At 69.2% G+C, this 18,328-nt stretch carries 13 protein-coding genes; 7 read left to right on the forward strand and 6 right to left on the reverse strand.

The window, feature by feature from the left end; translation table 11 throughout:
• Positions 1-46: 46 nt before the first annotated feature.
• Together JFC09_RS03585 and JFC09_RS03590 are read right to left on the reverse strand one after the other, a co-directional pair.
• On the reverse strand, positions 47-811 hold the full coding sequence (locus JFC09_RS03585; RefSeq protein ID WP_198392575.1) for an SDR family NAD(P)-dependent oxidoreductase: 765 nt from the start codon (positions 809-811) through the stop codon (positions 47-49).
• A gap of 78 nt (positions 812-889) precedes the next feature.
• The gene (locus JFC09_RS03590; RefSeq protein ID WP_198392576.1) at positions 890-2,473 is read right to left on the reverse strand and encodes an ATP-binding cassette domain-containing protein; all 1,584 of its coding nucleotides are present in this window, start codon (positions 2,471-2,473) and stop codon (positions 890-892) included.
• Between the two features lie 478 nt (positions 2,474-2,951).
• Between JFC09_RS03590 and JFC09_RS03595 the strand changes: the two genes are divergently transcribed.
• Positions 2,952-3,734 (forward strand): class I SAM-dependent methyltransferase, encoded by a 783-nt coding sequence (locus JFC09_RS03595; RefSeq protein WP_198392577.1) that lies wholly within the window; start codon positions 2,952-2,954, stop codon positions 3,732-3,734.
• A 72-nt stretch (positions 3,735-3,806) separates the two neighbouring features.
• Positions 3,807-4,643 carry a class I SAM-dependent methyltransferase gene (locus JFC09_RS03600; protein ID WP_198392578.1) on the forward strand — a complete coding sequence of 279 codons (837 nt, stop codon included), beginning with the start codon at positions 3,807-3,809 and terminating at the stop codon, positions 4,641-4,643.
• Positions 4,644-4,894: 251 nt separating this feature from the next.
• Here the strand turns inward: JFC09_RS03600 and JFC09_RS03605 are convergent, their stop codons facing one another.
• The 3 genes from JFC09_RS03605 to JFC09_RS03615 all read right to left on the reverse strand — a co-directional run bounded on the left by JFC09_RS03605 (position 4,895) and on the right by JFC09_RS03615 (position 7,839).
• Positions 4,895-5,377 carry a GNAT family N-acetyltransferase gene (locus tag JFC09_RS03605; RefSeq protein ID WP_198392579.1) on the reverse strand — a complete coding sequence of 161 codons (483 nt, stop codon included), beginning with the start codon at positions 5,375-5,377 and terminating at the stop codon, positions 4,895-4,897.
• A gap of 163 nt (positions 5,378-5,540) precedes the next feature.
• Entirely contained in the window at positions 5,541-6,344 is an 804-nt protein-coding gene (locus tag JFC09_RS03610) for a family 1 encapsulin nanocompartment shell protein (protein ID WP_198392580.1), read from the reverse strand.
• 226 nt (positions 6,345-6,570) lie between these two features.
• Positions 6,571-7,839, reverse strand: a complete 1,269-nt coding sequence (locus tag JFC09_RS03615; protein WP_332839629.1) for a CPBP family intramembrane glutamic endopeptidase — start codon at positions 7,837-7,839, stop codon at positions 6,571-6,573.
• A gap of 64 nt (positions 7,840-7,903) precedes the next feature.
• Here JFC09_RS03615 and JFC09_RS03620 point away from each other — a divergent pair, with 64 nt between their 5' ends.
• Together JFC09_RS03620 and trxA are read left to right on the forward strand one after the other, a co-directional pair.
• Positions 7,904-9,973 (forward strand): thioredoxin domain-containing protein, encoded by a 2,070-nt coding sequence (locus tag JFC09_RS03620; protein ID WP_198392582.1) that lies wholly within the window; start codon positions 7,904-7,906, stop codon positions 9,971-9,973.
• 96 nt (positions 9,974-10,069) lie between these two features.
• Positions 10,070-10,513, forward strand: a complete 444-nt coding sequence (trxA, locus tag JFC09_RS03625; protein WP_198392583.1) for a thioredoxin — start codon at positions 10,070-10,072, stop codon at positions 10,511-10,513.
• Positions 10,514-10,729: 216 nt separating this feature from the next.
• On the opposite strand, the gene JFC09_RS03630 is transcribed toward trxA, so the two are convergent.
• Positions 10,730-12,247, reverse strand: coding sequence for a M18 family aminopeptidase (locus tag JFC09_RS03630; protein ID WP_198392584.1), 1,518 nt, complete (start codon positions 12,245-12,247; stop codon positions 10,730-10,732).
• 278 nt (positions 12,248-12,525) lie between these two features.
• Between JFC09_RS03630 and JFC09_RS03635 the strand changes: the two genes are divergently transcribed.
• The 3 genes from JFC09_RS03635 (at position 12,526) to JFC09_RS03645 (ending at position 18,208) form a co-directional block, all read left to right on the forward strand.
• Positions 12,526-14,757, forward strand: coding sequence for an HNH endonuclease signature motif containing protein (locus JFC09_RS03635; RefSeq protein ID WP_198392585.1), 2,232 nt, complete (start codon positions 12,526-12,528; stop codon positions 14,755-14,757).
• 251 nt (positions 14,758-15,008) lie between these two features.
• Positions 15,009-16,475, forward strand: a complete 1,467-nt coding sequence (locus JFC09_RS16325; RefSeq protein ID WP_332839630.1) for an MFS transporter — start codon at positions 15,009-15,011, stop codon at positions 16,473-16,475.
• 251 nt (positions 16,476-16,726) lie between these two features.
• Positions 16,727-18,208 carry a DUF1684 domain-containing protein gene (locus JFC09_RS03645; protein WP_198392586.1) on the forward strand — a complete coding sequence of 494 codons (1,482 nt, stop codon included), beginning with the start codon at positions 16,727-16,729 and terminating at the stop codon, positions 18,206-18,208.
• Positions 18,209-18,328: the final 120 nt, after the last annotated feature.

An 18,328-nucleotide genomic window follows, 5' to 3' on the forward strand; every position in this document is an offset into this window, starting at 1 on the left:
TTCCACGACCGGGCAGTCCGCCGACAGCGCGCGGATGCTGTCGACGTCAGCGGCGGAGCACCAGCCCGCCGTCGACGGGGAGCGCGACACCGGTGATGTACGACGCCTGCTCGGAGCACAGCCAGACAGCGGCGTTCGCCTGCTCGTCGGGCGTGCCCATGCGCTTCATCGGGATGCCGTCCAGCACGCCCGCGTACTGGTCGGGGACCTCCGCCGCCCACTTCTCGATCGCCGCCGTGAGTGTTGCGCCGGGCATGATGGCGTTGATGCGGATGCCGTCGGCGGCGTTCTCGGTGGCCGCGGTCTGCGTCAGCCCGAGCACACCCCACTTGCTGCTGTTGTAGGGGGACAGCCCCGCGTTGGCGCTCACTGCGGCGATGGAGGCGGTGTTCACGATCGCGCCGGGAGTCTTCTGCTCCTTGAAGCGCCGGATCTGATGCTTCATCGCGTACATCATGCCGAACAGGTTGATGCGGAAGGCACGCTCCCAGTCGGACCCCTCCTGCTCGCTCACCGGCTTCGTGGGCGAACCGATGCCCGCATTGTTGTGCGCGAAGTCCAGCCGGCCCCACAGTTCGACCACGCGGTCCACCAGGGCGATGGCGCTCGATTCCTCCGCGGCGTCACCGGCGAGGTACTCCGCGGTCCCACCGGCCGACCGGATCATGTCGACCGTCTCGCGGCTGGCATCATCGTCGATGTCGGACACGAGCACACGCGCACCTTCGCGTGCGAAGGCCAGTGCACTGGCCCGGCCGATTCCGCCTCCGGATGCGGTGACGAGGCCGTTCTTCCCTGCCATCAGCGTCATGTGTGTGTTCCTTCCGTCGGGGACCGGCCGTTCGGCTCGACTCTGAGATTCCGTCGTGTGGCGGTCCGTGCGCTCACGCTACAGGGCCGTCCGAGAATCACCGCTGGCATCCACGACCAACCGTGGCCAGTGGGCGAGCCTGCGCAGGACCTGCCGGTCGTGGGTCGCGACGACGACCGCCGCAGTCGCGTCCTCCAGTCCGGCCAGAAGGTCGTCGACGAGTGACATCGACAGGTGGTTCGTCGGCTCGTCGAGCAGCAGCACGTCCGGCTCCATGCCGAGCACCCGACCGAGGTGCCGCCTCCGCAGCTGACCCGGCGAACGGTGGTCACGGGGAGCGTCGTCCGTGCCCGTCGCGTCGCCTGCACCGCCCCTGTCCTCCTGACTCAGACGCTCGACCCGCACTGTCCCGTGGCGGCGGACCGCTCCCTCGTCGGGTGCGAGCTCACCCGCGAGCATCGCGAGCAGCGTCGATTTCCCTGAGCCGTTCGGGCCGACGACGACCAGCCGGTCGCCTCCTGCCAGCCGGACGGTCACCGGGCGGGTGGAGCGGCCGGTGACGGAGACCTCGGCGGCGGTGAGGAGGGGAGCGCCCGGCTGGGTGCGCCCGGTGGGGACGGTGAGCCGCGGCGGAGGTGGCGGCACCGTGAGCGCGTGGCGACGCAGCTCGTCCTCCCGGCGGTGCAGCGATTGCACGATCCCGGGGGCGCGCGACTGCCGCTGGTGCTTGTGCACGCCCTTGTCCGGGCGCCAGCCCGTGGTGAGCCGGGAGCGAGCCTGGTCGACCGCCTCCTGGAGGCGGCGGTGCTCGGCCTGCTGGTCGTCGTACGCCGACTGCCATGCCGACCGCTCCTGATCGCGTCCGGCCCGCCACCCATCCCAGCCGCCTCCGTACAGCCGAGGACTCCCGTCCGACGACGGGTCGAGGTCGAGGAACTCGTCTGCGACATCCGCCAGGAGGGCAGCGTCGTGGGAGACGAGCAGCAGACCGCCGGCGCGCGAGCGCAGCTGGTCGGTGAGGAACGCGAGGCCGGCGGCGTCGAGGTGGTTGGTCGGTTCGTCGAGGACGAGCAGCTCCGTCCGCGCACCCAGCACGCAGGCGAGCCTCACGCGGTACCGCTGACCCGTGGACAGCTGAGCGAGCAGGCGCGACCTGTCCGTCACCGCACCCAGGGCTTCGAGAGCGATGTCGACCTCACGTTCGGCATCCCAGGCATCCAGCTGGGTGCACCGCTCCAGAGCCTGGGCGTACGCGTCGTCCGCACCGGGAGCGGCGGCGGCCATTCCGTCAGCGGCCTCGTCGAGAGCGGCGAGTGCTGCCCGGGCGGGAGCGATCGCCTCATCGGCCAGGTCGCCCACGGTGAGGTCCGTGGAGGCGGGCAGCTCCTGGTCGGCGACCGCCAGCGTGCCGGCCCGCTCGACCGAGCCGGCGTCGGGGTCGAGGCGACCCGTGAGGATCCGCAGCAGCGTGGTCTTGCCGCTGCCGTTCTCACCGACGACGGCGAGCTTCGTCGACGCAGACACTGTCATGTCGACGGCGCTGAGCAGCAGCTTCCTGCCGGGGGAGTGGGTGACCCCCCGCGCTCGGAGGTGGGCCCGGCCGGCAGCGGGGCTGGCGTGCGCCGGGGGGAGGGCTTTGGCCGTGGGACGTGCCTCGGCCATAGGGAGGGGCGCGGCAGCGGGCCCGGCGTGGGCCGCGGGATGGCAGGCGACCGCGGAAGGGGCCGGTTCAGCGGCAGAAAAGGGTGAAGAAGGGGTGTGGGGCACGGGGTCCTCCGGAAGAAGGGCGCACAAGAGGCGCCGGTCGGAACGTTGCGCGTCCGACGGCGGAGGAGAAGTGGATGAACCAGGTCGCGTCCGCCGTCAGCGGCGGGTGCGGAGCCTGCCCATCGTGAATGCCGGGTAACCCATGTCGTATATCGTACTTGCCGGTCACATGCCGCTTCAAGGCTTCGTGCAGAGACGGAGGGTTCCGGAATGTGAGCGAACCCTCATCCTCACAGTCTTCACTGAGTCGTTTCACTGGGTACTCTCGAAAGAAGCTATCGGTCGGGACCCTGTTGACCGGCCGTGGCCGTCGCACTCGCCATCGGCTTCCGCCGGCGGCACCCGTGCGGCGGCGCGTCAGGGAGGACCGACCATGAACGTGAGCACCGCGCCGCGAGACGCAACGACTCGCTTCACAGGCCTGGCCAGGATCTATGACACGTTCCGGCCCGGCTATCCCTCGGAGTGCCTGGGCTGGCTGGCGGACAGCCTGCGACTGGGGACGTCCTGTCAGGTGGCGGATGTGGGCGCGGGGACCGGCAAGCTGTCCGAAGAGCTCGTCTACCAGGGGATCCGCACTGTCGCCGTCGAGCCGAATCCGGACATGTTCCAGATCCTCGAGGCGAAGGCCACGACGACCAGTCTGCTCACGGCAGTGCAGGCGACGGCGGAGGACATGCTGCTGCCGGATGCGTCCATCAACCTCGTGACCGCCGGGCAGTCCTTCCACTGGTTCGACCAGGCTGCATTCCGCGCCGAATGCCGTCGCGTCCTCTGTCCCGGGGGCAAAGTCGCGCTCCTGTGGAACTCCCGTCGTCGGGACAGCGAGTTCACGATCGCCACCGCAGACGTCTTCCGCCGTCATGTGCGGGATTTCCCCGGCTTCAGCGGGGATCACCGGGTGAGTGCCGCCGATTTCGAGGCGTTCTTCGAGCCGGACGGATTCGAGTACCGGGAATTCGCCCACGACCAGATGCTCACCTCCGACGAGTTCCTGGGCCGCAGCCTCTCCGCGACCTACGCCCCACGCGAAGGGGACGCGGCCTACGCGCCTCTGGTCGCCGACCTCCGTGCACTGTTCGCCGAGTACCGTGAGGACGACATGGTGCGCTTCCCCCTCACGACACGTCTCTTCGTGGGTGGCGTAGGGGTCTGAGCGCCCACGGCGGCAGGGCCCGGATCGTCTGATGTCCGGGCGACTGCCGGACGGTACGACGAGAGGGCACTCATGACGGACAACACCGGCACGTTCACCGGGCTGGGCGAGGTCTACGCCCGCAGCAGGCCTGGATACCCGCCCGCACTCATGGATCTGCTGGCGGATCGTGTGAACGCTCCTGCGGCCGAGGCCGCAGCCCCCACCGGTGGAGTGGCACCCGCTTCCGATGACCCCGTCGCCGAGGTCGCAGCTGCCTCCCAGCCCGTTGTCGCGGACATCGGGGCCGGCACGGGCAAGCTCACCGCAGCTCTTCTGAACCGCGGGTGGACGACCGTCGCAGTTGAACCGAACGAGGACATGCGCGCGGCGCTGCGCACGTCGATCGGTGATGTGGAGGGGCTCCGCGTCGTGGATGCACCGGCGGAGCGGACCACACTGGAGGATTCCTCCGTCTCCCTCGTGACGGTCGCGCAGGCGTTCCACTGGTTCGACATCCCGGCGTTCCGGGCGGAGTGCCGACGGATCCTGCGGCCCGGCGGCCAGGTGGCGCTCATCTGGAACTTCCGGCGCAAGGGTGAGCCCTCCGTCGAGGCGATCGCGGACGCCTATCGCACGCGGGTGGGGGACTTCGTCGCGCTCACCCTGGGGGAGAGGATCACGGACGCGGACCTCGCGGAATTCTACGGGGGCGACCACTATGCGCGGTACGAGTACGACAACGACGAGCTCCTCACGTGGGACGTGTTCCGTGAGCGTCACCTGTCGATGTCGTACACACCCAAGGAAGGGGATCCTGCGCGCGAGCCCCTCATCGCGGACCTCGAGCGGATCTTCGCCGCGCACGCGGTCGACGGGTACTGCCCGTTCCCCAACGCCACGCACGTGGTCATCGGCGAGCTCGTCTGACCCGTGCGGGCGCTGGCTCGTGCGGGCGCCGACTCGGGCGGGCGCCGACTCGGGCGAGAACACCTGACCCACGTTCGTATCCGTCGTACGCCCGAACCCGACTCAGGTGAGTGCCCGACCCAGGCGAGTGCCCGGCTCACATGGATGCCTGGCTCACATGCATGCCTGGCTCGCGTGGTTCTGTGGCTTGCTTGGAGCCTTGACCCAAACCCCTCCCGGCAGGCTCGCGCCGGCACAGGCACAAGCCGACCTCAGTCGCGCAGCCACAGCCGCATACCGGTCTCCTCAGCGATGCGGACGTCTTCGAAGCCCAGTGATTCGTAGAGCCTGCGCCCCGGCGGGTCGGCGGTGAGCGTGACGAAGGCGCCGGGTTCCGCGGACGCGCGGACCTCGTCGAGGAGGGCTGTGAGGATGACCCGGCCGAGGCCTCGGCGCTGGTGGTCCGGCATCGTCGCCATGTCGGCGACCACGAAGTACCAGCCGCCGTCGCCCACGATCCGCCCCATTGCGACGGCTTCGCCAGCAGCGTCGTGGTGGCCGCTGGTGTGGTCGGTGCCGCGGGAGCTGATTGCCGCGGTGTGGAATCGGACGTGACGGAACGCCCACGTGCCGGGGATCGCCTTCTCCGCCTGGGCCTGCGACACGGGGGTGAGGCCGGATGCGGCGCGGAGTCGGCGGTACTCGGGGACGGAGGGCGGCCCGGCGTGCAGCTCGTAGCCAGGGGGAAGCGCCATATGATCATCCTCGCAGGCGCTCCACCTACAAGAAACTTCGCCACCTGTACGCGTATCCCCGCCTGCTGTCAGGCTGTCTCAGTACAGCCTGACGCAGAGGGTATGGCCGCGCAGGTGGCGAAGTTTCATGTAGGGCGCGAAGTGCGGCCCCGTAGAACTGGACTCAGGGAGTGAGGTGCACTGCGGCCTCGGAGCTCGCCACACGGAACGTGAACGTCTCCTGGAGGTACAGGTTCACCTTCTCCGCGTCGTGCGAGTCGTAGCCGATCGACACGTCCTGACCCAGGTGCAGCTCGAAGTCTCCGCCGCGCTGGGAGACGACGATCGCACCGTCGATCGCCGGCGCCCAGATGACGCGGCCCTCGTTGAGGATGCGCTGGATGTGGGCGGAGATCGGGTTGCCCTCGTCCGCTGATTCTGCGAGCTGCGTGTAGAGCTCAGCCGACAGCAGCAGGTTGTAGGGGCCGTTCACACCGTCGAGCCGGAGGACCGTGATCGCTTCCGCGACCGCCGAGGTGAGGTCCTTGATGTCCGGCTGCAGCTGGATCGGCTTGTGCGGGCTGGAGGAGATGATGCCGGCCAGGCCCACACCGTCGTCGGAGCCGTTGAGCACCGCGTTGTCCTCGGCCTTCGCCAGGCGCATCGCGGCGTCCTTCGCCGGATCCCAGTCCGCGTCGACAGAGCCGCGAGCGACGCTGTCGACCTCCTCACGGCTGACGGAGAACGGCGCTCGCAGTTCGACGACGGGGAGCACGACACGGCTGCGCCCGCGCACACCGTCGACATTCGTCGCCGACTCGGACACGCGGCCCGTCGTCAGGGAGGAGAACTCGTAGCCGCGGGGATCGGGCATCTCGACGAAGCGGCGCCCGGCGATGTGCCGACGGAACGTCTGCTTCACCTCGTCTTCGAGATCCGCCCACGCGGCGTCGGACAGGGGTGCGAGTTCGCGATGAAGGTTATTCATGGTCGTCCCTCCTCAGGAGTGTGCCGTGCGGTCGTCGCAAGTGCGGCGACCCTCCGGCGGGTGCGCGATGTCATGCGGTCGGTGACGGGTGGTCGGATCGAAACGGACGCGGACACACTGTCAGCGAGTGCGAGGAGATCGGGAGCGGCTGTAACAGTGATCGCCTCGCTTTCTTGAGTGGTTCCAGTTTACTGCGGTGGGAGTTCTTCCACCAGTGAGTATGGACTCACTCACCAGCCTGCTGTCCAGACCCTGTCCAGGGGCTGGCGGACGGCAGCGCGGTACCGGGCCCTGCCGCGTCGGCGGTGATCGCCTCGCCACCCGTGACTGTGGTGAGGCGGTGCCGCTTCCCGACCCAGGACAGGACCAGGAGGACCACGGCGAGGATCACGACGGGGACGAGCATGACTGGGCCTCCGACCCCCGCAGACCGGTCGAACCCGGCGTCCATCTGGCCGGTGACGGCGGAGACGAGGAGGAGGAACAGGTTGTTCGCCGTGTGGATCGCGATCGCCGCCTCGACGCCTCCTGTGCGCTGCGTGAGGATCGACAGGAGCACACCGAACAGCAGGTAGTAGACGATGAGCCAGATGTCCGCCGCGAAGTGCGCGGCGGAGAACACAGCAGCGCTCGCCGCCGTGCCGACGATGAAGGACCACCGGGGCGACCGGATCCAGCTGCCGACCGACCGCTGGATGACGCCGCGGAACATGTATTCCTCTGCGGCGGCCTGCAGCGGAGTGGTGAGGATGATGACGAAGAAGAACGCGAGGGTGGTCCCGGAGAACGTGAGCGTCTGGTAGGCGGGATCGAGGAAGCTCGACGCGGCGAACAGGAGGTAGAGCGGCGCGACGAGCGCGAAGCTGAGCCACATCCAGCCCCAGCGCAGACCCGGCGCGACCGAATGGAAGTAGCCGACGCGCACTCCGTTGATGAACCGGTGGGCGATGAGCGACAGTGCGGCTGCGGCGATGAGGCTCAGGTTGGTCGCCGCAAGCATCGCGGGCGTCATGGAGATCCGGCCTTCGATCATCGCTTCCGGGTCCTGCAGGCCCAGGAGCATGTCGATGGCCACGGCGACGACGCTCAGCACGATGGAGAAGAGGAGCACCGCGACGATGACGACGGCGATGCTGAGCACGCCCCTCCACCATCGGGTGCGCGGCGTGCGGTAGCTCGACCCGAACCGCAGACCCGGAAGAGGGGTGAGCGGGTCAGGCCCGGCGGGTGCGCCGGGGGCGAGCGGCGCGGCGGGGATGTGTGGCCCGGCCTGTCCGTGCGGTCCGGAGGCGACGCCCGGCCCGGCCGGGGCCTGCGGCCCAGCGGGTGTGCCCGGGGCGAACGGTCCGGCCGGCGCATCGGCGGGCCCGGCCGGTGGGTGCGGCCCGGCCTGCGGGTGCGGCCCGGCTGGTGGGTGCGGCCCGGCCTGCGGGTGCGGCCCGGCTGGTGGCGGAACGGGGGGCGTGGAGGGCGGGTAAGGCACGTTGTCGGTCACACGCCCACTGTACGTTCGCGGCTCACCCCTGGGCACGGACGGCTGGGGATGAGATCGTGGACACATGACGAATCAGCTCGCCTCGTCGACCAGCCCGTACCTGCGTGCGCACGCAGACAACCCGGTCGAATGGCGCCCGTGGGGGAGGGACGCGTTCGTGGAGGCGCGGGAGCGTGATGTGCCCGTGCTCGTGAGCATCGGCTATTCGACGTGCCACTGGTGCCATGTGATGGCGCGGGAGTCGTTCTCCGATCCCGCAGTGGGAGAGCTGCTGCGGGAGTCGATCGTCGCGGTCAAGCTCGACCGGGAGGAGTTGCCCGCAGTCGACGCCTTCTACATGGATGCGCTGCTGGCGATGCGGGGCCAGGGCGGGTGGCCGCTCAACGTCTTCACGACGCCGGACGCGCGGCCGTTCTTCGCGGGCACGTACTTTCCGCCGGAGCCTCGCGACGGGATGCCGAGCTTCTCCCAGGTCGTCACGACGATCGCCCGCACGTGGTCGCAGGATCGGGAGCGGGCGGAGTCCATCGCCGACCAGTTGGCGTCGTCGCTGGTCCGCCTGCCTGACCTGTCGATGGGGCTGCCCGCCGACGCGCCGGTCCCGGAGGTCGACGACGACACGCTCACCGCCGCCGCCGAGAACCTCCTCGCGACGGAGGACACCCGCTGGGGCGGCTTCGGCGCCACCCCGAAGTTCCCGCCGATGCTGAGCCTCATCCACCTGCTGCGCCGTCACGACCGTTTCCACACGCCCGAGGCGCCGGCCGGCTCGGAGCTCGCGGCGGTCCGTCGCACGTTCGCGGGGATCGCCGCGGGCGGGATGCGCGACCAGGTGGACGGGGGCATCGCCCGGTACAGCGTCGATGCGCAGTGGCACATCCCGCACTTCGAGAAGATGCTCTTCGACAACGCGATGTACCTCAAGGCGGCGGTGCACTGGTGCGAAGCGGAGCGGCAGCGAGAGCCCGGGTCCCGCTTCACGCGCCTCGCACTGCGGGAAGTGCATGACACCGCCCGCTTCCTCCTGGAGCGGCTCCAGCTGCCGAACGGTGGTTTCGCCTCTGGCCTGGACGCCGATTCCGTGGACGACGACGCTCACCGCACCGAGGGCGCGTACTACCTGGAGCGGGCGGACGAGGTGCCTGGACCGTTCACGCCGCTCGGCCCAGTCGACGCAGCAGCTCCGGGACGTCCCTTTGCGATCGGCTTCCCTGCGATCACCGACTGGGTCCACGGTGAGTCGGCCGGGGACACAGGTGAGGGCGCACCGGAAAGTGGGGCCACTCCTCGTCACGTCACGCCGGACGGAACTGGCCCAAGCGGGACCGAGCCAAGCGGGACCGAGCCGAGCGGAACCGAGTCGAGCGGCGGTGAGGCTGACGCGGCACCGTGGGAGACCTCGGCGGCGGTCGCAGCTCGGCATGAACTCGCGGACCGGCGTGCGCAGCGTCAGCTGCCGAACCGCGACGCGAAGCTGGTGAGCGAATGGAACGGCCTCGCGATCATCGCCCTCGAAGAGGCGGGGCGGCGGCTCGGGGAAGACGAGTGGATCACCGCCGCGCGCCGAGCGTTCGACGCAGTCGTCGAGTCGAACTGGGGTGACAGCCTCGTCCGAAGCAGCACGGACGGCGTCGCGGGCCCGGGCTCGGCAGGCCTCGCTGATGCGGCCCAGATGGCAGTCGCCGCGCACGCTCTCGGCGAGCACGACTGGTTCCGGCGGATGCTCGGCGACGCCTTGGGCTTCGTCGTGTTCCCGCAGCGGGACCGGGAAGGCTCCCGGGACGGCGCGGAAGGGGACGCCGACCAGCCGTCGGCCGCCTCGGGCACGGGAAGTGCTCACCGCTGGGAAGGTGCGAGTCTGCTCGATGCGCACGGGGACGGGATCGTGCCGGCGCGGGGGTCGGACCCGCTCGACGACTCGACCCCCTCGGGCCGGTCCGCGCTCATCGAAGCGCTGCGCGCGGCGACCGAGGGCGAGGACGACACCGTCGACGCGAACGGGCGTCCTGTCAGCACGCAGGAGCTGGCCGATCTGCGTCGCCGGTTGCTTGCGTCGGTGATGCCGGCACTGCAGCAGGCGACCCGGTCCCTGGGCTGGGTGCTCGCGGAGGCCGAGGTCGACGCGGCCGGGTGAGCGGACGCCCGCAGCGGCCGGCGGCCGCTGCCGGGGGTGAGTGGGATGCCATGGTCCGTTCACTGGATGCTCAGCGCCATCGGATAGCGTGAACCCATGAGCACGAGCACAATCACGTCCGACAACCTGCAGTCGACCATCGGGGACAACGACATCGTCATCCTCGATTTCTGGGCGGATTGGTGCGGACCCTGCCGCAACTTCGCCCCTGTCTTCGAGCAGTCCTCCGAGCAGCACAGCGACATCGTGTTCGGCAAGGTCGACACGGAGGCAGAGCAGCAGCTTGCCAGCGCGTTCGGCATCACGTCGATCCCTACCCTCATGGTGTTCCGCGAGGGTGTCGGGGTATTCCGTCAGGCAGGTGCGCTTGCAGCGCCTCAGCTCGAAGAGCTGATCAGCGGTGTGCGGAGCCTCGATATGGAGGACGTGCACAAGCAGGTGGAGGAGCAGAAGGAGAAGCTGGCACAGGAGGCGGCCCAGCAGCAGGCCCAGCAGGAGCAGGGCGGCGGGGCAGCCGGCACCTCGCCCACGGACTTCTGACCACGACGGCAGGCGCGGACATGAGGTGAGCGGGGAGACCTGCGCTCACCACGCCGGGTTGCACTGCCCATCCCGGGTTGCAGTCCCTACACCGGGCACCGGGCACCGGGCTGCATCCCCCACACCGGGCTGCACCGCTCACGCCGGGCTGCGCTGCCCACTGTCTTCGAGGACATACCGGCCCACCATCGTCGAGATGGTGGGCCGTTCGCGTGTTCAGCGCCCGAGGAACGCTCCGAGCGCCGCGCGCAGGTCCGCCAGATCGGAGATCGCGCACATCTCACGTGCGGAGTGCATCGACCACAGCGGCGGCCCGATGTCGACCGTCGTCATCCCCAGCCGGGTCGCGGTGAGAGGTCCGATGGTCGATCCGCAGGGAATCGTGTTGTTCGAGACGAACTCCTGGTACCCCACTCCCGCATCCCTGCACGCGCGCGCCCACACGGCTGTTCCGACGGCATCGGTGGCGTAGCGCTGCTGCGCGTTGATCTTGAGCAGCGGGCCGCTTCCCAGGCGCGGTCGGTTCACGGGGTCGTGGTGGCCGGGGTAGTTCGGGTGGACCGCGTGCCCCGCATCGGAGGAGATGCAGGCCGACCCGGACAGCGCGCGGAGATGGTCGCCGCGTGACTGGTCCAGGCCTGCGGTGATCCGTTCGAGGACGTCGGCGAGGAAGGGGCCGCTCGCGCCGGACCGTGTCTCCGACCCGACTTCCTCGTGGTCGAAGGCTGCGAGCACGGCGATACCGGTCAGCTGCGCGGTGTCGACCTGTTCGAGAGCACTCATCCCTGCCCACACCGATGCGAGGTTGTCGAGGCGCGGGGACGCGAGGAACTCGCTGTGTGCCCCGAACACCGCCGGCTCCTGGACGGGGAACGTGAGGACGTCGTAGCCGTCGATGTATTCGATGTCGACGCCGGCCGATTCTGCGAGAAGGCCCAGCACGATCGACCCGGCGGAGTCCACGTTCGTATTTCCGGCGTTCGAGGCTGCCATGCCCGAGGTGTCCACGCCCGGGGTGCCTACGCCCGGGGTGCCTACGCCCGGGGTGCCTACGCCCGGGATGCCCATGCCCGGGGTGCCCGAGGCCCCGGCCCCCGCCACCTCCACCATGTCTGCCAGCCCGATGACCGGCTGCGTGTGGCGCTGCCGATCGAGGGCGAGGCCGTCATTCGCCTTCCGGTCCAGGTGGATCGCCAATTGGGGGATGCGTGCGATGGGCCCCGTCCGAGCGAGGACGGCAGTGCCGTCGCGCAGGACCAGGCGTCCGGCGAAGCACAGCTCGCGGTCCAGCCACGAATTGATGAGCGGGCCGCCGTAGATCTCCACACCTGTTTGGAGTGCACCTTCGGCGGTGAAGTCGGGCTGCGGCTTGAGCTTGAAGCCGGGGGAGTCGGTATGCGCCCCTACGACATGGAACGGAAGGACGCGGGGGGTCGCATCCGTGTCGTGGTCTGTGGGGATCGCGAAAGCGAGGATGGCCCCATCGCGTACGACCACGTACCTGCCGCCGCGCTGCAGGGCCCACGCGTCGTCTTCGTCAAGCTCTTCGAACCCGGCTCCCACGAGCCGCTCCCGCACCGCGTACGCGGCGTGATACGACGACGGCGACTCCATGACGAAGGCGGACAGGTCCGCCGCCAGGACCGCGTCCACCGCCGAGGTCGTGGACAGCCCCGAACTGTACCGCCCGCCCGAGCTTCCCTGACCGACACCATGTGCAGCTGAGTTCGTCATGCGACCAGCCTAGGCGCAGGTACGGACACACCCGCGGTGGCTCGGAGGCCGCGCGCCTCACGGAGAGCTTGTGCGTCACAGAGGACTCGTGCCTCACCGAGGACGCCAACCACGACAGAGAACGCCGGTCACGACGGCTTCCCCGTGACCGGAATGGCGTGGCGCCTGCGCGGGAACGGCACGGAACCGAAAGAGATTCACCAGAACACTAGACCGAAAAGCGTAGTTCGACTAGAGTGTTCTATAACTAATCGAACGAAGGGGTGTGAGGCGGCGTGGTGAGTCTCGACCAGGAACCCGGGCCGCCGGTTGAAGAGCCGCGGTTCCGTGTCCCCTTCTCCGACGCGGACAGGGATCTGCTCGAGGAGAGGGTTCCTCACCTGCTGGCGCTGCTCGACGAGACACTGGACGTGCGCGATGCCCAGTCGGGACATCGATTGTTCGGAGCACGAGAGACGCTTTCCGGGATTCGAGCGCTGGAGGTGATCGGCCGCCTCGTGGGGGCAATGGGTGCCGAAATGCTTGCCCACTACTGCCGGGCTGGGGACAGCACCGCGCACGGGTACCGGTCGACCGAGCAGTTGCTCGTGGGGGAGTTCCGCATCACTGCCGGCGAAGCTCGGCGACGCAAGGTCCTGAGTGAGACGCTCGTCAGTCGGATCTCCGAGTCCGGCCAAGAGCTGGAGCCGCTGCGCCCGGCGGTCGCAGCGGAATTCGCGAACGGCAGGCTCTCCGCTGACGAAGCGAAGGCGCTGTGCGACGCGGTCGATGACCTGCCTCCCACGATCCACGCGATGTATGCGGACCGGGTCGAGAAGACTCTTGTCGAACTCGCGCCGACCGTGACGCTCAAAGACGTCCCGAAGCTGCGGGAGAGGATCATCCAGCACATCGACCCCGATGGGACCCTGCCACGGCACGAACCGGACCCGCACAAGTACAGCGTCTCGCTGACGCAGCAGAGGAACGGCGACTGGAGGCTGAGGGGTCTTCTCGACTGTCCGACAGGGACGACTCTTCGCGCCCTCCTGTACGGGCGGATGAAGGATGCGGACGTTCCGGTCGCAGTGCGCCCGAACAGGGCCTGCAACACGGATGGCACGGAACCGTCTCCTGCAGAGACCTCATGCGAGGAAACTTTCTCGCCGTCGTCGTCGCCGCGACTGTCCGGCAGCGGCACGCGTCGACCGGGCCTGGATGACGCGGACGACTACTCCGTGACCTCCGCGCCCAGCAGGACCCGTGCGACGGACTGCTCTGCCCCGAGCCGGGACGATGCGCACAGTGACGCCGGCGACGGCCGTCACGGAGCACCTCAGGACGGGGGCGACCCCCGCAGCGTGGATCAGGGTGGAAACCAGGAGGAGACCATTCCGCAGATTCCCCTCGAAGCGATGTGGGAGGACACCCGCATCACGATGCACGCAGACGCGACGATCGAGGTGGGTGGTCAGCAGGGCACGCTCGTCGAGGACGAGCCCTGCTTCTACCTCAACCCCGCCGGATGGCCCATCCATCTGAGTGAGCGTGTGTCAGAAGAAGCCCAGAGGCTGCTCGCGGAGGCCAAGACCTCCGAATCAGGCGTTGCCACGACCGTGGTGTGGGAGAAGACCCTTGGGCGGGCGCCGGTTGGCAGCACTCAGCCCGGGGAGGACTCCGGCTCACCGCCTTCCTCGCCACCACCCGGGGAGCAACCCGCCCCGCCATCACCGGGGGAGCAACCCGACCCGCCATCACCCGGGGAAGAGTCTGCTTCCACACCGCCCGGCGAAGAATCTGCTTCCCCACTGCGGAACCCCAGCGGCTCAGACTGCAGCGATGCGGCAGTCGACCCGCGCCCTGTCTCCGCTTACCAATCCGAAGGCGTCTTCGCGGACGGCAGCCAGAGCGGGCGGCGGACAGCGGAACCAGTCGGTGCGGACGCGCCGGGACTCGCTCGACACGACCGGTTCGCCTTCCTCCTGCGCAGCGTCGCCCGGGAGCGAGTCCTCCACGGGGCAGACCACGCTCTCGTCGTCACCGCCACCGCGGACGAACTGACCAAGCCCCACTCGATCCTCAACACCCACGCGGGAGCGTCGACGACCCTCGGCAACCTCGAGCGGTGGTCGAACGCCGCCCAGATGTTCGTGCACATCAAGGACGGCGCCGGTCGATCGGTCGGAATCCGATCGCAGGGTCGCTTCGCCACACGCACCCAGATGGCGGTGCTCGCCGCGCGGGATCAGGGGTGCACCTTCCCCGACTGCGACGCACCCGCCGAATGGTGCGAAGCGCACCACATCATCGCCTACGCACGAGGTGGGCAGACGACAGTCGACAACCTCACGCTTGTCTGCCCCTTCCACCACCGGTGGTTCGAACGATCCGGGTGGGACTCCGTGTTCGCCCGTGGACTCCCCGCGTGGAGGCCTCCGAAGTCGTCCGACCCGCGCCAACGACTCCTGTTCCACTCCAGATTCCGCATCGCACTGCTGGGCCTGCCCCCGGAACTTCCCCTCGGCGCATGAGAGTCCGACCCATCGCACTGTGAGCATGCAGCACACCGGCCGGTCGGGCCGAACGCCCGCGGAGAAGCACGCGATCAGTCAGCCTGGTCGGAGTCCCACAGGGGCCCACTCGGCGAGTCAGCCTGGACGGTGTCCCATAGGGGCCCACTCGGCCAGTCAGCCTGAACGGCGTCCCACGGTGACGCACGCGACCAGCCGGTTCCGTCGAATCCGCACACGGGGCGCATCCCGTGCGGCTACCCTTGACTGTCGTGTTCGCTTCTCTGATCCGCCTGCTCGGCTGGGGGTACATCCCCATCGCCGTCATCGCGAAACTCCCATTCGCGATGTCCGTCGTCGCCGTCATGACGGCGGTGTCCGCCCTGCGGGGCTCCTACTCGGAAGCAGGCATCACCGCAGCACTCGTCGGCGTCGGGACGGCGATCTCCGGGCCCCTCATGGGAGCCGCCGCCGACCGCTGGGGACAGCGACCCGTCCTCCTCATCCTCGGAGTCGCGAACGCCACCGCCCTCCTCGGCCTCGCCTGGGCGCTGCTCAACGAAGCCACATCGCCCGTCATCCTCACCATGGGCCTCCTCATCGGTCTCACCGCACCCCAAGCCTCGTCCATGGTCCGCTCACGCTGGCTGCTCGCCATCGACGCCGAGATGCCCGCCACCTCCCGCAGCCGCTCCACCTCCGCAGTCCTGTCCTACGAGTCCATGACCGACGAACTCATGTTCGTGTTCGGCCCGGTCATCGTCGGGGTCTCCGCCGTCGCGTGGGGCACCGTGTCACCCGTGGTGGGGGCCTCCCTCCTCACCGCGGTCGGCATCATCGCGTTCGCCCTGCACCGGTCTGCCGAATACGCGCAGGGCCGGACAGGCAAACGCGCACCCACGGGACGGGGTGCTTCAGCTGCGCCGGTCGTCGACACTTCTGACACTGCAGCGGGATCGACTGTCGCGGCGACGGGCTCTCCCACTTCGGCAGGCGGCGGGAACACTTCGGCAAACGGCCAAGCCGCTTCGGCAAACGGCCAAGCCGCTTCGGCAGACGGCGGTGGCGCCCCGACGAGCGGAACACCTGCAGCGGCGACAGAGCCTTCCGCGGCACAGGTCGAGACGGCGCCGGGCCCGGACCCGGTCGCGATGCTGTTCCGCGCTGCGGTGCTCCTGCCCGTCGGCGGCATGGTCTGCATCGGTCTGTTCTTCGGTTCGACTCTCACGAGCCTCACCGCATTCATGGAGACGCTCGGCAACGCGGACGCCACCGGAATCCTCTACGGCGTCATGGGCGTCGGGTCAGCGATCTGCGCGCTCTCCGTCGTCCTCCTGCCCGAAGCGTTCCGCCTGCGAGCACGGTGGCTGGTGTTCGCCACCCTCATGTTCGTCGGCTGCCTCCTCTACACACAGGGAGAGACCCTCACGTTCTTCGTCGTCGCACTCCTCATCATGGGCGCGGGCGTCGGACCGAGCCTCGTCACACTCTTCGCGATCGCGTCCGAGCAGTCACCCGCAGGACGTCTCACCACCGTCATGGCGATGATGAGCACCGGCGTCGTCGTCGGGCAGTCGGCGTCCTCCGCGCTGAGCGGCACGCTGCTGGACGGCGCGGGCCTCGCCGTCGGACTGTGGGGACCCGCGGTGTCGGGAGCGCTGCTCGTCACCCTCGGTGTCGCCTACCACTGGACCGTCCGCCCACGACCCCGCCCCCGCGAAGAAGTCGTCGCAGCCTGACAGTGAGTTCAGGGGCCGCCCCGCCTCTCACACGCTGCCTCGGGCCACCACCGCCGGGTCCTTCGATCCGAGACCGAATCGCACTGAGTTCGTGCGAGCGAATCGTCCTAAGCCGCCGGTCATCGCATCCTAAGCGGATGACCAACGAAGTGTCCTAGGATGGCAGGCGATGCCGCCGGCTGCGGCGTCTGGCGATGTCGCCGGCGGACCGTCGGCGTCCGAGCTTCACCACCCGACGATCCGAGGAACCCTTGGAACAGTTCACCTCAGAATGGCAGGCGTGGCACGATGACCGCCTCGCCGCTCTTGCCACCCCGTTCGGCTTCCTGAGCGTCACCGGTCTCCACTGGTTGCAGCAGGGCGAGAACACGTGGGACGGCGCCCCCGGACGGTTCGACCTCGACGGCGACACTGTCTGCTTCCGGATCGATCCCGGACGCAGCGCGGGACCCACACGGGCCGCGCTGGAAGCGGAAGCGGCGCAGGATCCGGCAGACGCCTCGGCGGCGGGCTCCTCGACCACCACCGCCCTGGGGGCGGCCGCAGACGGTTCCCCCTGGATCCGGCTCGCGAAGAACGACGCGCTTCCGTGGCTGGTCGCGGACCACACCGCGTACGAAGTCATCAACCGGGACGGCCGGGTCGGAGTCCGCATCCGCGATTCGAAGTCCGCGCTGCTCGCGAACTTCGTCGACATCCCCGCGTTCCCCCTCAAGCGGTCCGCGGTCGTCCCCGGTGTGTTCACCCCCTACCCGGAGCCGCGTACCCGACGGATCGCCACTGCGATGCCGGGCCTGGAGATGGACCGGGTGACGCTCGGCACCATCGCTTTCGAACTGGGCGGCTCCACCCACACACTGACCGCCACCGGCAGCCTGGAGACGGGACTCATCGTCGATTTCCAGGATCGGACCAACGGCGACTCGACCCCCATGTGGCGGACGCTGAGCGTGGGACTGCCTGACGGCGACGGCGTCGTCACCCTCGATTTCAACCGCACCGTCATCTACCCGTTCGCGTTCATGCCGTGGGCCACCTGCCCGGCACCCGTGGAGGAGAACATCCTCGGTGTCGCGGTGCGGGCGGGCGAGCAGTCGCCCACGCGGACCCTCTCCGAGAAGGGGCTGAGCCACCCCGTGGGCATCGTCGCGATGTCCGGCGGGTTCGACCTGCCCGAGGTGCTGGGCTGGTTGGAGGAGTCCGGCACCGAACTCTTCCGTCACCGCGTGCGCCGCGGGACGACCCTCCCCGGGCCCGCCAGCGCGTCCGCGTTCATCGTGTTCGGCATGCGGGACAAGGAAGGGCACGCGGACGAGAGGTCGGAGAACGCAGTCCGGGAATTCGCCGACGACGCTCTGGCGGTGGGGACCCCGATCATCGGGGTCGGAACCTCCGGCGCCCACGTCGTGTTCGAAGCGGCCCGCCACCTCGCAGCGACGACCGATGGAACGCCAGGCGGCGGACGGCCCCAGCCTGCCCCGGCAGAGGAGACGAACGGGGCGGGGGAAGGCGACCGCCTCCTCCGGTCGACGCCGATGCCCGTCGTCGTGAGTGCGGACGTCGCGAACGACCGGATGCTGCGCGGATGCGTGACGATGTGCCCCGAATCGGAGCTGGGCTTCGTCGACATCGAAGCGCTCGCCGCGGAGATCGGCGACGAGACCGCCACCCGACGCCGCGTGTGGACGGACCTCATCGACCGGTTCACAAGACTTGTGGTGACGAGCGACTGATCTCGAGGCGCCCCACCGGGAGCGCTGACGTGGACGGTGTCCACCCCGGTGAGAAGCAGTGCCCACCGGTGAGGAACTGACCGCAACCACCCCGGTGAGGAGCGGTGCCCACCCCGGTGA

The sequence above is a fragment of the Brevibacterium yomogidense genome, assembly GCF_016107685.1.
Classification (GTDB): domain Bacteria; phylum Actinomycetota; class Actinomycetes; order Actinomycetales; family Brevibacteriaceae; genus Brevibacterium; species Brevibacterium yomogidense.